The sequence below is a fragment of the Pseudoalteromonas espejiana DSM 9414 genome (genome assembly GCF_002221525.1).
GTDB classification, from domain to species: domain Bacteria; phylum Pseudomonadota; class Gammaproteobacteria; order Enterobacterales; family Alteromonadaceae; genus Pseudoalteromonas; species Pseudoalteromonas espejiana.
The window spans coordinates 977170-993076 of record NZ_CP011028.1 but is presented as its reverse complement, the minus strand read 5'-3'; the positions used below and the strand labels follow the sequence as shown (position 1 = coordinate 993076).

At 40.8% G+C, this 15907-nt stretch carries 11 protein-coding genes; 4 read left to right on the top strand and 7 right to left on the bottom strand.

The genetic code is table 11. The annotated features are described in order from the left end of the window. Nucleotides 1-121: 121 nt before the first annotated feature. On the bottom strand, nt 122-604 hold the full coding sequence (locus PESP_RS04540) for a winged helix-turn-helix transcriptional regulator (RefSeq protein WP_089346968.1): 483 nt from the start codon (nt 602-604) through the stop codon (nt 122-124). Between the two features lie 207 nt (nt 605-811). Between PESP_RS04540 and putA the strand changes: the two genes are divergently transcribed. Together putA and PESP_RS04530 are read left to right on the top strand one after the other, a co-directional pair. Continuing rightward, a complete protein-coding gene (gene putA, locus PESP_RS04535) occupies nt 812-4615 on the top strand; it encodes a bifunctional proline dehydrogenase/L-glutamate gamma-semialdehyde dehydrogenase PutA (RefSeq protein ID WP_089346967.1) in 3804 nt (1267 codons plus the stop codon). 118 nt (nt 4616-4733) lie between these two features. Further along, the gene (locus PESP_RS04530) at nt 4734-5927 is read left to right on the top strand and encodes a cyclic di-GMP phosphodiesterase (protein WP_089346966.1); all 1194 of its coding nucleotides are present in this window, start codon (nt 4734-4736) and stop codon (nt 5925-5927) included. A 46-nt stretch (nt 5928-5973) separates the two neighbouring features. On the opposite strand, the gene PESP_RS04525 is transcribed toward PESP_RS04530, so the two are convergent. The 6 genes from PESP_RS04525 to PESP_RS04500 form a co-directional block, all read right to left on the bottom strand. After that, nucleotides 5974-7056, bottom strand: a complete 1083-nt coding sequence (locus tag PESP_RS04525) for a general secretion pathway protein GspB (RefSeq protein ID WP_089346965.1) — start codon at nt 7054-7056, stop codon at nt 5974-5976. Nucleotides 7057-7067: 11 nt separating this feature from the next. After that, nucleotides 7068-7985 carry an ExeA family protein gene (locus tag PESP_RS04520; RefSeq protein WP_089346964.1) on the bottom strand — a complete coding sequence of 306 codons (918 nt, stop codon included), beginning with the start codon at nt 7983-7985 and terminating at the stop codon, nt 7068-7070. A 175-nt stretch (nt 7986-8160) separates the two neighbouring features. Then, nucleotides 8161-8679, bottom strand: coding sequence for an Lcl C-terminal domain-containing protein (locus PESP_RS04515; protein WP_089346963.1), 519 nt, complete (start codon nt 8677-8679; stop codon nt 8161-8163). 9 nt (nt 8680-8688) lie between these two features. Next, nucleotides 8689-10344 (bottom strand): Lcl C-terminal domain-containing protein, encoded by a 1656-nt coding sequence (locus tag PESP_RS04510; protein ID WP_089346962.1) that lies wholly within the window; start codon nt 10342-10344, stop codon nt 8689-8691. A gap of 67 nt (nt 10345-10411) precedes the next feature. After that, complete coding sequence (locus PESP_RS04505) at nt 10412-10744, bottom strand: hypothetical protein (protein ID WP_089346961.1); 333 nt, start codon at nt 10742-10744, stop codon at nt 10412-10414. A 19-nt stretch (nt 10745-10763) separates the two neighbouring features. After that, nucleotides 10764-11468 (bottom strand): DUF2982 domain-containing protein, encoded by a 705-nt coding sequence (locus tag PESP_RS04500; RefSeq protein WP_089346960.1) that lies wholly within the window; start codon nt 11466-11468, stop codon nt 10764-10766. A gap of 246 nt (nt 11469-11714) precedes the next feature. Between PESP_RS04500 and PESP_RS04495 the strand changes: the two genes are divergently transcribed. Together PESP_RS04495 and PESP_RS04490 are read left to right on the top strand one after the other, a co-directional pair. Continuing rightward, the gene (locus PESP_RS04495; RefSeq protein ID WP_089346959.1) at nt 11715-12767 is read left to right on the top strand and encodes an efflux RND transporter periplasmic adaptor subunit; all 1053 of its coding nucleotides are present in this window, start codon (nt 11715-11717) and stop codon (nt 12765-12767) included. A gap of 2 nt (nt 12768-12769) precedes the next feature. Further along, nucleotides 12770-15868, top strand: a complete 3099-nt coding sequence (locus PESP_RS04490; protein WP_089346958.1) for an efflux RND transporter permease subunit — start codon at nt 12770-12772, stop codon at nt 15866-15868. Nucleotides 15869-15907 lie beyond the last annotated feature (39 nt).

The window sequence follows — 15907 nt, the reverse complement described above, 5'->3', positions numbered from 1 at the left end:
TGCTATTTAGGTAACATAAATATAGCAGCATAAAAAAAGCACCCAAGGGTGCTTTTTTATATGTGTGTAAACAATGTGTGCTTGGACGTGCATTAGTCATTAAATATTGATGCCAAAAATATTAAAAGTCTAAACGCAGCCCTGGGTCTTGCTTAATTTTTTCTATCACCATATAGGTATGATGAGTCCCTACTCCCGGAATATCAACCAAATCACCTAGTACCTGTCGGTACTCGTCCATATCTGACACTCTAATTTTAAGCAAGTAGTCGTAACCGCCTGCCACCATGTCGCATTCAACTACTTGATCAATTTTAAGTATATGTTGCTTAAATACCTTAAATACCGCCGTGTTAGAAGTAACAAGAGATACTTGAACATGCGCTACTAAGCTCTGATTCAGCTTTTGTTCGCTAAGCTTAGCATTGTACCCTTCTATATAGCCTTCTTGCTCTAAACGCTTAACGCGGTCAAGGCACGGGCTTGGACTTAAATTAACCTGTTTTGCCAGGTTAACATTAGAAATTCTGCCGTTCTTTTGAAGAACGTCTAATATTGCTAAATCGATACGATCAAGCAGGCGTAATCTATTTGGACTTGTCATACAGAATTTTATACGGATAAGTTGAAAATATGCCCTGTAAATTATCGTAAATCGTGAAATTTAACCAGCATATTCTGCTGAAATTTAATTAGAATGCACGCATTACATCACTGGTAATTTATTGGTAGCAAGTTTGCTTTAGCTTAACGGCACAAGCGCATAAATTTTGTTCTACCGTTTACATATTAACATTCCTAAGGGTTGCTTATGTTATTCAATGGCGATTTGACAACAACCTGTCCTACAAGACAGAAAATTCGTGATTTTTACCGCATTGACGAAAATGCAGTTATTGATCATATTTTACCACTTGCAGAAGTGGGTGTTAAAGCACGTAGCCGTGCATGGGAAAGAGCTCGCCAAATCGTACTTAATATTCGTAAAGACCAAGACGGTCAAAGCGGTGTTGATGCGCTTTTAAATGAATTCTCACTCTCTAGTGAAGAAGGTGTAGTGTTAATGTGTTTGGCCGAAGCTTTACTTCGTGTACCAGACAAAGCAACCCAAGATACGTTAATTCGTGACAAACTAGCTAAAGGTGATTGGAGTTCTCACTTAGGAAGCAGCGATTCTTTATTCGTAAATGCATCTTCTTGGGGACTATTAGTAACCGGTAAAATGGTTAACTACACAGATAAAACCAAAGAACAACAATTTGGTATGCTTAAAAAGACCATTGGTCGTTTAGGTGAGCCTGTAATTCGCAAATCAGTAAACTTTGCGATGAAAATTATGGGTAAGCAATTCGTAATGGGCCGTACCATTGACGAAGCTATTGAGCGCGCTGCCGAAAAAGAGCAAAAAGGCTATGTATATTCATACGATATGCTAGGCGAAGGCGCACGCACTATGAAAGATGCACAGCGTTACTTCGACAGCTACATGAATGCAATACATGCCATTGGTAAAGCAGCGAATGGCCGAGGCCCAGTTAAAAGCCCTGGTATTTCAGTTAAGCTTTCTGCTATTCACCCGCGCTATGAGTTCACGCATAAAGAGCGCGTGATGGAAGAAATTGTTCCTAAACTTAAAGAACTTGCGCTTGCAGCTAAAAAGTACGACATAGGCTTTACCGTTGATGCTGAAGAAGCTGACCGCTTAGATATTTCTTTAGATGTAATAGAAGCTGTATTTAGCGATGAAGATTTAGGTAACTGGCAAGGGTTTGGTTTAGCTGTTCAGGCTTATCAAAAGCGCGCTATTTTTGTTATAGAGTGGGTAACTGAACTGGCTACCCGCGTAGGCCGTAAAATGATGGTTCGCTTAGTAAAAGGTGCTTACTGGGATACTGAAATCAAAACCACGCAACAAGATGGTTTAGATCACTACCCTGTATTTACCCGTAAAGCGACAACTGACGTATCTTACAAAGCTTGTGCAATTAGAATGCTTGAAGCGCGTGATGTGCTTTACCCGCAATTTGCTACGCACAATGCATACACAGCTGCCACAATTTTAGAAGTAGCTAAAGGCGATAACACTGGCTTTGAATTCCAACGCTTACACGGTATGGGCGAATCTTTATTTGACCAAATCGTAAACGAAGAGAAAATTCAGTGTCGTGTTTACGCACCTGTTGGTCAACACGAAGACTTACTTGCTTATTTAGTACGTCGTTTATTAGAAAATGGCGCTAACTCTTCGTTTGTAAATGCAATTGTAGATACAACTAAACCTGTTGAGTCACTTTTACCAGACCCAGTTGAAACACTGCAAGGCCTTCGTAATAAGTACAACACGCAAATTAAGATGCCAATTGATTTATACGGCGACGAGCGTGCTAACTCTAAAGGCATGGACTTAACAGATATTAACGTTATTACGCCTTTCAAAGAAAACCTTGAAAGCTGGTTTAACGAACATTTAATTGACCAAAGCCAAGTACCTGAAGGCTCTTTGGCTGTTAAAAACCCTGCAGATCACAGAGAAATCATCGGCCACGTTAAATTGCAATCTGGCGATGAGATGAAAGACATACTTGCAAACGCAGAAGCCGCCTTTGAGACTTGGTCACAAACATCAGTAAAAGAGCGTGCAAACTTACTGCGCCGTGTTGCTGATATTTTAGAGCGTCATCATGACGAGCTAGTGGCTATTTGTATTAAAGAAGCCGGTAAAATTGCGCAAGATGGCATAGATGAAGTACGTGAAGCGGTCGATTTTTGCCGTTATTACGCAGCACGTGCAGAAGAGCTTTCTACAGATGAGCGTTTTGAAGCCCGCGGTGTAATTTTATGTATTAGCCCGTGGAACTTCCCGCTTGCTATTTTCTTAGGGCAAGTGGCTGCAGCAATAGTTACTGGTAACACGGTTATTGCAAAACCAGCAGAGCAAACAAGCTTAATTGCGCTTCGTGCTATTGAATTAATGCTTTCTGTAGGTTTGCCTGAGCACGTAGTGCAACCTGTTATTGCTCGTGGCTCTGAAGTTGGTAAAACCATCGTACCTGATGAGCGCATTCAAGCAGTCATGTTTACCGGCTCAACTGAAACTGGCACCATTATTTCTCAAACATTAGCAGCTCGTAACGATATTCAAGTACCGCTAATTGCAGAAACTGGTGGCCAAAACTGTATGATTGTCGATTCAACGGCTCTACCTGAGCAAGTAGTTGACGATGTAATTAGTTCTGGTTTTCAAAGTGCGGGTCAGCGCTGTTCAGCACTGCGCGTTATGTTTATTCAAGAAGACGTGGCTGATGGCATTATCGAAATGCTTAAAGGTGCGCTTGCAGAGCTACACGTTGGCGACCCATCATTACTTTCTACCGATGTAGGCCCTGTAATTGATGAAAAAGCCCTTAAAACCTTGAACGAACACGTTGAGTATTTAAAAGGCAATGCAACACTTCATTATGAGTGTAAGATTCCGGACAATACCGAAAACGGCGCATACTTTTTTGCTCCTCGCTTATACGAAATCGAAGATTTATCAGTACTTAAACGTGAAGTATTTGGCCCATGTGTTCACATTGTTCGCTTTAAAGCGAACGATATAGACAACGTGATTGATCAAATTAACAACACGGGGTATGGCTTAACAATGGGTGTTCATTCACGTATTGAAGAGCGTTGTGAGTACCTAGCTAAAATGTCGCGTGCGGGTAACGTATACGTAAACCGTAATATGATTGGCGCTATTGTTGGTGTGCAGCCATTTGGTGGCCGTGGTTTATCAGGTACTGGCCCTAAAGCCGGTGGCCCTAACTACCTTCAACGTTTAGTGAAAGAAAAAGCATCACCAGATAACGTGCAAATGACTAACCTGACGCCAGATGAGCTTGATTTACACCACTACAGCGGTGCAAATGAGCAAGTTCAAAAGCTAATGGCTAACTCAATGCGCGACGAAAAAATTTGGCGTTCAACTCCATTAAACGACCGTGTATCGGCTGTTCGCCAGTTACTTGCAAAAGTAGCAACGGTAGAGATTATCGACGACTTAGCAGACGATTTAGCGCTAACGCTTGCAGAGGCACGTGCACAATTAAACCGCCTTGAAAAACACATGCGTAAGTTCAAAACTCTGCCGGGGCCAACGGGCGAGTCAAATACTCTTCACCTTGAAGCACGCGGTTGTGTAGTATGTTATGCAGATAAAAGCACCTCGTTTAACTTTTGGGCACTTTCTATTATTACAGCACTAGCAGCGGGTAATACGGTAATTACTGTGGCTTCTGAGCTGTTTTATGATGAAGCGGTAGCCTTTAAAGATAAATTTATCTCTACAGGTGTTGCTGAAGGTGTTTTCCAAGTTGCTAAACCTAACCAGTTACAAGCAATTTTGGCTCACCCACATTTAGCAGGTGCCGTAGTGGCAGCACGTTCTTCTCGTTTAGGCTACTTCAGCCAACAACTTGCACAACGTAAAGGTGCTATTTTACCAGTGATAAGCTCTGAGTATTACGATACCTTAATTAAGCGCTTAATTACTGAAAAAACAATTAGTATTGATACAACTGCATCAGGGGGTAACACTTCATTGATGACACTTGTAGAAGATGATGAATAATCAATCTAATACTAATTAACTAAAAATTTAAAAAAGGCACTGAAAAGTGCCTTTTTTATTAGGTAGCACCGTATATTTTTGTTAATTTGTAAAAAGACTAGTTACAGAAGCAATAAAATTGAAAGTTATCCCTATTTCTAAATTACTTCCTGGGATGTTTGTACAAAGCGTTACTAAACAAACTGGACGTATTAAAATTAAAAACCAAGGCTGGGTTAAAACTCAGGCGGGCATTAATCAACTGATTAAAGCTGGCATCCTTGAAATAGAAATTGACCCTGATAAAACCCTAAAAGCATCAGAACCTGACACGCCAGTACCAACCCCAAAAGCCGAAATCAAAAAACGAGACCCTTGGCTAAAAGTACATAGCAGTGAGCAAGAAATGGGTAAAGCTAAAAAGCTTTACGATGAGGCCAAAAACTTACAGGTAAAAGCGTTTAGCGATATTAAGTCGGGCCGAGATTTAGACATTGCACCTTTTAAAGAATTAGCCAGTGGCTTTATGGATTCTATTTTTAGAAACCAAGACGCCCTTGCCTGCTTAACGCAAATGCGCCAAAAAGATGCATACTTACTTGAGCACTCTATTAACGTATCCATTTTAATGGGGATTTTTGCCAAACATTTAGGTATAGAGCGTGACATTATTGTTGAGCTTACAACGGGTGCGCTGTTACACGATATAGGTAAAATTAAAATCCCTGATGAAGTACTCAACAAACCGGGGCGCTTTACTGATGACGAGTTTAAAGTAATGCAAAACCATGCCCTTTACTCTAAACAAATTCTAGAAGAAGCCGGTTTAAGTGGTATAGCTGTAGACATAGCTGGGATGCACCATGAACGTTTAGACGGTAAAGGTTACCCTTTTTCTAAAAAAGGCGATGAAATAAGCCAGTATGTACGTATGTCATCTATTGTTGATGTGTATGACGCCCTAACTGCTGAGCGAGTCTATAAAGCGGGTATGGAACCTATTAAGGCATTTAAAATACTTAAAGAAGGCTGCCCTGATAGCTTTGATGGTGAACTTTTAACGAAGTTTATCCAATGTATTGGCATTCACCCTGTAGGAACATTGGTGCGTTTATCAAGTCAAAAAGTTGGGCTGGTCACTGAAAGTAACCCTGAAACCCCTTTAAAACCGGTTGTTAAAACATTTTATAGCGCCAAGCATAGCCGCTATACACAGGTGCAAGATATAGATTTATCTAACAAAAAAACCGCTGACAAACTTGAATCAACAGTAAAACCAAAAGACTACAATATTGATTTAGAACGTTTTTATAAAAACTCAATTTTGCCTTAATTAAAAAAGCCGCTTTACTGCGGCTTTTTTAATGAACGGCTTGATTTTATTGTGGCCAATCTTGCAGTGCTTTTAGGCTAAATTCGTAGCCATCAAAATCAAGTACACTTTGCTCTGGGGTAATTTCTCGTACTGTAAGTGCGCCTATGCTTTCACCTTCGTACAGCTCGCGGCCATTGAGTTTTATCCAGCGTTTATCTGCGCTAGAAGAGTAAATATGGGCTTGGTATTTAATACTTGGCAGCATAGCTTGTAGGCCGTCTGGTAATAGTTCCACAGGCTCAACGCGCGATGACGTACGCGAAGCTTGTGTTACCTCATACTCTTGTTCCTGCTCCGAGTCTTTTATCGCTTGTGCAAAGGCATCTTTTAACTTTGATGGAACAGCATCAAGCTCAGGGTTGCTTTGAGGTGTTTCGGCTGGTTTGCTTTGAGCACCATTAAGTGGTTTCCCTAATACTTTATATTTACTCATATCTAACCCCGCTGAACGGGTATTAGGCATTTGAGGCTGCATAAATTGAGCACTTTGACCTTGGGCATTATACGCAAGTGGATTGTAGCTCTGCGTGTTAGGTGCTTGTGTGTTATATATAGGCTGGTTAAATGCACTTTGGCTATAAGCATTCCCATTTATTGGCATTTGCACGTTGTAACCTTGCTGAGCTTGCTGTGGGTTATCGTTCATAGGAATATACTGCCCTTGTGGAGTAAGCAGCATTTTTTGCACGCCTGTAGGCGTCTGTACGTACACCAGCTGCCCCTCAATAGAGGCTTTATTACCATTAGCTGGTTCGCTTGAAGGTTCAGCTAAGGTTTTATCTTTGGGCTCACTGCTAGAAGAAATTAACTCTTGAGTTTGCTCTTTTTTAGGTAATGAGTTTGCTACTTTCGCAACTTCATTTAGCTTTGGCTTTTCAAGCAAATTACTATGTTGCAGCCATTTACCACTGGCAAACCCACCCGCTACAGCAACAAATGCAGCAATACTGCCACCTAGTAGCAATGCTATTTTTCTATAGCGCTTTAATGCTTGCTGTTGTTTTAATTGCTCTGATTGCAAATCATATTGCTCGGCGCTCATATCTGCTTGTTGAGATTGCTTTAATGCATCTAATAAATAAGACATTATTCACCTAACTATATAATAAACGAAAGACCAACACCCGCTGCAAATAAAGCAGCAAAAGCAAGACCATAAAAAGTATAACCTGTCGGTTTAGACTCATCACTTTGCTTTGCAACAAAGTCCATAGGTAACGATTCTTGCGCTGATTTTTTTATAATGTCGCTATCGACTATGAGTTGCTGCTTAGAAAAAGCCCCGACTAGTGCGCGCTCACAAACTAAGTTCATTAACCTAGGTATACCGCCTGTTAATTGGTGAACAGTTTGCATAGCATCAAGTGAAAACACCCCTTTATCACACCCTGCAATATGTAAGCGGTGTTTTATATAAGCCACCGTTTGACCTTGTGTGAGCGGTAATAAATGATAACGAGCGGTGATCCGCTGAGCTAACTGCCTAAGCTCAGTGCGCTTTAGCAGTGCTTGTAACTCTGGCTGGCCTACTAATACAATTTGCAGTAACTTTTTGTGATCTGTTTCTATGTTAGTTAATAAGCGTAATTGCTCAAGTACATCAGGCGCAAGCAACTGAGCTTCATCAATAATTAAAATGGTGTGACCACCCGCTTTATTATTAGCTTCTAGGTGTTGTTTAATTATGTCTGTTAAGCTTTTAAGTGTGGCATTCTGCGTATCGTAAGTAATATTTAATTCATCACAAATACTGGCTAGCAACTCAAGTTCAGACAGCGCAGGGTTGTGGATCATCGCAACTTGCGTGTTTTGTGGCAGTTGCTCTAATATGCTGCGCGTAATCGTGGTTTTGCCCGTTCCTACTTCACCGGTTAGTAATACAAATCCACCATCTTCCCCTAAGCCATAGGTTAAATGTGCAAGTGCCTCTTTATGGCGCTCGCTTAAAAATAAATAATGGGGATTAGGCGAGATCGAAAATGGTTTTTCGCTCAAGCCAAAGTAGCTTAAATACACCGCAATGTTCCTTCGTCATTAAATCACGGCCTATAATGGCAAAAAAATCGACAAAGTAACAACGTTGTGTGCGCTTTATTATTGAAATAACGTAAATTTATGTAAAACAAAAAAGCGTAGCTAATTTTAGCTACGCTTTTATATTAAAGCTGTGTGCCTACTAACTTAAATATACTTAGTTTTCATAGCGTACTAAGCGTAAATAGACATCGCTTGTTTTAGCGTGCAAGCTATTAAGCCCACTATCAAATTGATAAACCCAAGCAGAGCTCATAGTGCTTACGCCAGAGGTGTTTGACCAATAGTTTTGCAGTTTAGTCCCTAAAAACACTTCTTCGTTAATGCTTGGCTCAGTGCAACTGTGCTCTAATATACTGGCAAGCTCTTTAATATTAGGTACTTGCCAATCATCATAATCTGCGGTTGTATCGTTTGTTGCGCCTCTTAGCGCTTCTTGCCAATTAACCGAAGGAGTAGAACCTGTGCAGGTTTCAGTATCGCTATCGTAAACCTGTCCGTAACTGCACCTTTGCCACATAAGTCCGGTTGTTGAATCTAAAACAGTACCGTCATCGTTAATAGTAAAACGAGATGTGGGCGTTGTGGTATCAGCGCCATCATAACAAGTTTGCTCCGCCGCTAATTGAAAGCTAATGCCGAGGACGGCTGCTGAAAAAAGTAATGTTGTTTTCATAGTGTTCTCCTAACGACTTCTGACTAAACGCACATAGGCGGTGTTTTCTTTAGGGTAAGCTAAGTCATTACCGTTACTCATATCAATAATATATGCTTGCGATAAACTCGTGCCATCCGCCGCTGTTTGCGATGTCCAATAAGGTAAATCAACATTTTCAATGGCGCCTGCATCTGGCATATTTGGAAAAAAGGCTTCATCAATTAATACATCTTGGCCCTGCTTTCCATAATCGATTAAACCAAGTAGTTCAGTATAAGTAGGTAAACGCCAATTAGTACCACCGCAAAAATCTAAATCGTTAACTTCGTTTATATAGGTTTGCACACCGCAGCTTGTATCGTCTGGGCAGGTTGAATTTGCTGTGCTGGTATCGGTAAAGGTTGTGGTGCCGTAATCCCAAAAATAATGGTTTTGTCCATCACGTAGTGTGGTATTTGGCACAGTGCCAGATGCAACACTTTTAACTTCCCATACCAGCCCCGTAACGTTATCGCGAATACACGTAAAGTCATCACTATCATCAGATACTTCATCGGCAAACTGGTTAAGTTTAGTATAATCGAACGCTAGGTTACCTTTACCGGCTTTATCTAGCTGATTAGCAAAACTGTCGCGCCCAAGTTCGGCGTCTTGCTCTGGGAAATCGTCGCTTTCACAATTAATACGCTGAGTATTGTTATAACACTCACCTAAACCACTGTCGTTTATTAACCCTAATGCTTTAGGCGACACATCAATAAACACACTGTCTGTATCGGTTCGGCCTTTAGTATCGGTAACGGTTACTTCAAAACTCAGTGTGGTATCTAAATCAACATCAGAGGCAAAAAATGTTGTAGTGCATTGGCTTGTATTTGCCAATGTTTCAGCATTGCCTGTTAATTGCTGCCAACTACATGAGAACGTATCAGTCACTGTGTCACTGTCACTTGCGTCGAGGGTAACTTGTTCAAATTCCTCAACACTTTGATCGTCGCCAGCTTGTGCTACCACTAACTCATCTGTTTTATTAAGGGTCATAGTGTACTGCGTACTAGCCTCACCGCCCTCATCATCGGTTACTGTGAGTTGCCACACTAAGTTAGTATTTGCCTCAAGCAATGGGTGGCTAAAACTTACCGTTGAACTATCAAAATCGGTAGTATCTATATCGGGGCCTGATACTAATTGCCATTGATATGTATCAATTTGCCCATTTTCATCAGGATCACTTGAATCTTCGGCGCTTAAAGTAACTGTATCGTTATAAACTGAAGGCAATATATCTGGGGCTGTTTGAGTAACCACAGCAAGGGGTAATTGGTTACTAGAAGTAATAAATATACTGAGGTTATCGCTAACTAAGCTGCCGTTATCGGTTTGATAACTCACTGACAGGACAAGCTCGCTGTCGGCTTTTACATCTGGGGCTGTAATTGTTTGCTCTGCACCATCAAGTGGAAAGCCATCAACCGCAGGGCCGCTTACTCTTTGCCAAGTAAATGTGCCATCAGTAGGGGAGCCTTGTGCGGTAATTGTGAAATCGGTTTTTTCTACAACCTGTAGGTCTGTTCCCGCATTAACTGATGTTTCAACAGCAGAGTCATCACTGCCGCCGCCTCCACCACCGCAGGCAGTCAAAAGGCCGCAAGAAATAAGGGGGATTAAAGCAAACGCTTTCATACAAGGCACCTATTATGTCAAATAATTACTATAGCGTAATTACAAGCAATAAAGGTGCCATTAAGCTTTACATGTAAGTGTCTTGATGAATACGCACAAACAGTTTTGTGCCTATTTTACTGTAATCAACTTTGTATTCACGTCCATCAAGCGCTTGAATAAACAATAGCTGCTTTTCTTCACCAAATACGTCGGCACTGCTTACATAAACCATTTCTAGGTAACGCTCTTTAGCATCACGACGGTTTTTAGGTAACTCTTCTTTGAATGGCTCTAAACCATTTTGGGTTACTTTTATTCGCGGATGAAGCTCTGAATTTACGATGACTAAATCAAGCTTTTTATCTTTATGGATTATGGTATTGCGACCACTTTTAATAAAAGATCTTTCTTGGCTCATTATTTTTCCTACTATCGCTTTAGTGACCAACTTGCGATGTTATAAAGCGCTCAGGTGCCCGTTTCCATTTATTTAAATCGGCACTGAACGTCCAAATATCTTTGTCTAATACACTTGCAGGTAATAGTAAATCATAACCTGTTAACAACTGAAGGTGCTTTGCCCTGTTAGCAAACATAGCTATAAGCCCTGTGTAGCCAACCCCTTTTGGCGACGTGTACTGTGTATCTTCTACTAACCATTCTGATGGGCAATTGCCATTTTTGCAATGTTTTTGAACAACTTGCATAAATAAATTACGCTGTTCAATAAGTAGCTTACCTGCAATTCTAGGCTCAATTGCACTTAAAAACTCATCCATGTTATTTACTTTAAGACCTATGGCATTTAATTCAAGGTATTCGTAACCATCTGTTATTTTTGGTATTCCACTGTGATGAAGGTTAGAAATATGTAGCTGCCAAAAGCCATACTTATGATGATAAGTAAGCTGTGACTCGCTCAGTAGTAAGCTATAAAAGGGTTCTTGAGTTTTTAAAAAGCCAATAAAAATTGCTGCTATGCACAGACTCACTAAAAATATTTCGAGTATGCTTATTTCACCTGGGCGCAATAAGTTAAACAGCATAATAAATACCAAGCCTACACTTCCTACAGTAAGTACTTCTATACCGTTACGGGCGCCTTGGGCTCTGTATTTTATTGTTTTGTCAGCTTTATCCATACTGGTAAAAAACCATATAAAATATAAACATAACAATACCCCATACTATTACCTTTCTCGTTTTGAGACAGGCCTTGCACTGTGTTTTTAGTTTCATTGTTTAATCATAATTTTAAGGTTAAATAGGGACAAGCAAATAGTCTCATTTATTTTTACGCCTAACGCACAAATTTATGAGATACATAACCGCCTTTTCACGGTCTTATTTCGTACAATACTTACAATTAATTTTCAGGTATGAAAACGATGTACTCAAAACAGTCAGGTAAAGCACTTTTTCCATTTTTAATTACACTTTTAGTTATTTTAAGTGTGTATTTATATTTACCATCTAGCCATGGTGAACAATCTAACTCAAACGATGTAGCAACACAGGTAGTTGCTCATACTGTATCACCTCAAGAAAACACTGTAATGATAGAAGCAATAGGCAGTGCACGTGCTAACCAAGCTATTTACATCAAAAGCGCACAAAGCGACTACGTTACAAATATATACTTTGAAGATGGCGATTTAGTCAGTAAAGGCCAACAACTTGTACAGCTGCAAAACCAGCAAGAGCAATATTCTGTAAAAGAGCTAAACATTAACCTAAAAGAAGAAAAGCGTCAGTTAAGCCGCCTTACCGAGCTCTCTCGTACGCAATCTACTGCAAAATCACTTTTAGAAGAGCAGCTATCTCGCGTAGATGCAACACAAGCGCAGTTAGAAAGTGCAAAAACTAAACTCAGCGAAATGCTTATCACCGCCCCTTTTTCTGGCCTGCTAGGCAAACGAGAAATTTCAGTCGGTGCCTATGTTAATAACGATACAATTATTACTACCTTAGATGATATAAGCATTATTAAAGTTGACTTTAAATTACCAGAAAAATATTTATCTCAACTTAATGTGGGTATGAAAGTTCATACTCAAAACGATGCCTATCCGGATCAAACTTTTACCGGCAAAGTAACTCATATTAGCTCTCGTATTGACTCTGTAACTAGAAGCGTTGAAGTAACCGCAAGTTTTGCAAATAAATCAGGCCTTTTACGCCCTGGCATGCTGCTAAACACAGCACTTGAGCTAAGTAGTAATCAGGCGTTAATGGTACCAGAAAAAGCCGTTATCCCACTTCAAGATAAACACTATGTTTACCAAATTCAAGATGGTGTTGCTAATCGAATAGAAGTACACGTGGCCAGCAGAAATAACGGCTGGGTTGCCATTGATAAAGGTTTAAGTGATGGCGAACAAGTAATTACCGAAGGGATAATTAAAATTCGTTCAGGCAGCAAAGTAAGTGTTGAGGGATAACGGTGAAAATTACAGATACTAGCGTTAAACGCCCCGTTTTTGCCATTGTAATTAACTTACTCTTACTTACATTTGGTTTGGTTGCATTTTCAATGCTGCCGCTTAGAGAATACCCCGATATTGAAACCCCTATTGTTAGCATTAGTACCGACTACACTGGGGCTTCGGCAGAAATAGTCGAAACTAAAATAACGCAAATTTTAGAAAACCGAATATCAGGTATTGAAGGCATTAAAAGTATTAATTCTTCAAGCAGAAACGGGCGCTCTAATATCGTTATTGAATTTGATATAAACCGTGACATTGACGCAGCTTCAAATGATGTACGAGAACGTGTAGCACGTGCGCTGGACAACTTACCAGAGCAAGTACGCCCACCAGAGGTCTCAAAGTCCAACAGTGACGAAAGCCCTATTGTGTGGTTTGTATTAAACAGTGAAACCATGAACTCGTTACAATTGAGCGATTACGCACAACGTTTTATTGTTGACCGGTTAGCCGTGGTTGATGGTGTATCAAACGTACGTATTGGTGGAGAGCGCCAATACGCCATGAAAATTTGGTTAAATCGCCAAGCTATGGCTGCTCGCGGTATTACCTCTAGTGATATTGAAAACACCCTGCGCAGTGAAAACGTAGAGTTACCAGCCGGTGAAATTGAGTCTATCGATCGCGACTTTACCGTGCGTACAGCCCGAAGCTACAAAGATCAACGCGATTTTCAAAACCTCGTTATTAAGCGTGGTGAAGATGGTTATTTAGTGCGCCTAGGCGAGGTAGCCGATGTACACTTAGAAGCTGCCGATGACGAAAGCTTGTTTCGTGGTAACGGCCGCAACATGATTGGTTTAGGTATTGTAAAACAAGCAAAAGCAAATACATTAACAGTGGTGGATAACGCCCGAAATGAGCTTGAAAAAATAAAGCGTAACCTACCCCAAGGTACCACCATTCAAGACAGCTACGACTCATCAATTTTTATTAAAGAATCTATCAACGAAGTATACAGCACACTCGCCATTTCAATGGGCCTTGTGGTACTTATTATTTATATTTTCTTAGGAAATATCCGCGCCACACTAATTCCTGCTGTTACCGTACCGGTAGCACTTGTGGGCAGTTTTATGTTTTTACTTGCTATGGGTTATTCAATTAATTTATTAACTTTATTGGCCCTTGTTTTAGCAATTGGTTTAGTGGTTGATGATGCCATTGTTATGCTTGAAAATATTCACCGTCGTATAGAACTTGGTGAGCCGCCATTACTTGCAGCCTTTAGAGGTGCCCGCGAAGTAGGCTTTGCCATTATAGCGACAACGCTTGTGCTTATTTCTGTGTTTGTGCCATTGGTATTTATGGATGGCCGGATAGGCGCACTATTTACCGAGTTTGCTATGGCGGTAAGTGCAGCTGTATTTTTCTCAAGTATTACAGCGTTAACACTGTCACCTGCATTGTGCTCAAAGGTTTTAAAAGCCTCAGAAAAAGAAAGCAAATTTAGCCAATGGATGGACCGCGTTTTTAGTAAAGTTGAGCAAAGCTACAGACACTCACTTACATCAAATATGACCCGTAAATGGGGCCTAATGATAAGTTTATTATTGACAGGCTTTGTCAGCTACTCGTTGTTTTTACAGGTGCCTTCAGAACTAACACCAAAAGAAGACCGCGGTACATTTTTTATCATGATGAGCGGCCCCGAAGGGGCAAGTTATGAAAATAACGCAGCCAATATGGCAAAAATAGAAGAACGACTTCTACCTTACTCAGAAGCCGGCGAATTAAGCCGTGTGTTAGTGCGAGTGCCTGGTTGGGGCGGCAGTGGCGGCGTTGCAATTGTGGGTATGGCTGATTGGGATGAACGAAAACGTTCTACCTGGGAAGTAATGGACGAAATAAGCGCTAAAATGACCGAGGTAACCGATGTACGTGCCTTTGCTATTATGCGCCGTGGTATTGGCGGCGGCGGCTCTTCTCGCCCTATAGAATTTGTATTACAAGGAAACGACTACGAGCAGCTTGCTGATTGGCGCGATCGTATCATTAAGCGTGCTGAGAAAAACCCAGGCTTAGTAAGAATTGATCACGACTACAAAGAAACCTTTCCACAATTTTTAGTAAGCATAGATAAAAACAAAGCTGCCGATTTAGGCGTATCAGTTTCCGATGTTGGCACAACGCTTGAAACCATGCTGGGCCAGCGCCGCGTAACAACGTTTATTGACCGCGGTGAAGAATACGATGTAATTTTAAAAGGGACTAAGCAAGACTTTACTAACCCTACTGATATATCAAATATTTACCTTAAATCGCGCAGCGGTGAGCTAGTTCCATTAGATAGCTTAATTAGCTTAAAAGAAGAAGCTACAGCATCGCGCTTAAACCGCTACAACCGCATGCGAGCAATCACTTTAAGCGCCAACCTTGCCGATGGGTATACACTTGAGCAAGCCCTTAACTTTTTAAATACAGTAGCCGCTGAGGAAAATGATATTGACGGCGCTGTAGATTATAAAGGTGAGTCGCAATTATTTTACGAAGGCGCATCAGCCATGACCTACGTATTTATATTAGCGCTTACGGTCACGTTTTTAGTTTTAGCGGCACAATTTGAAAGCTTTATGCACCCATTTGTGATTATGTTAACAGTTCCGCTTGGCTTAATGGGCGCTATGTTTGGCCTATGGGCCACAGGCCTTACGCTCAATATTTACAGCCAAATTGGTATTGTTATGCTCATAGGTTTGAGTGCTAAAAACGGTATTTTAATAGTCGAATTTACTAATCAATTACGTGATAAAGGGGTTGAGTTTGGTGAAGCTATTTTACAAGCCGCAACTCAGCGCTTGCGCCCAATTATAATGACTTCGCTTACTACAGTAATGAGCGCGGTCCCCTTAGTACTTGCTTCGGGCCCTGGCGCTGAAAGCCGTATGGTTATTGGTGTTGTCGTATTTACAGGCGTTATAGTATCTACCTTGCTTACGCTTTATGTAGTGCCAGCTGCCTACTATGCCCTTGCTCGTAATACGCAATCACCTGAGTTTTTACAACAAAAGCTTGATAAACAAGCGCAAGAGAAACCAATAGAAGAGCTCTAACTAAACTGAACTTAGTTTAGCTATGCGCCGTACTTGTTG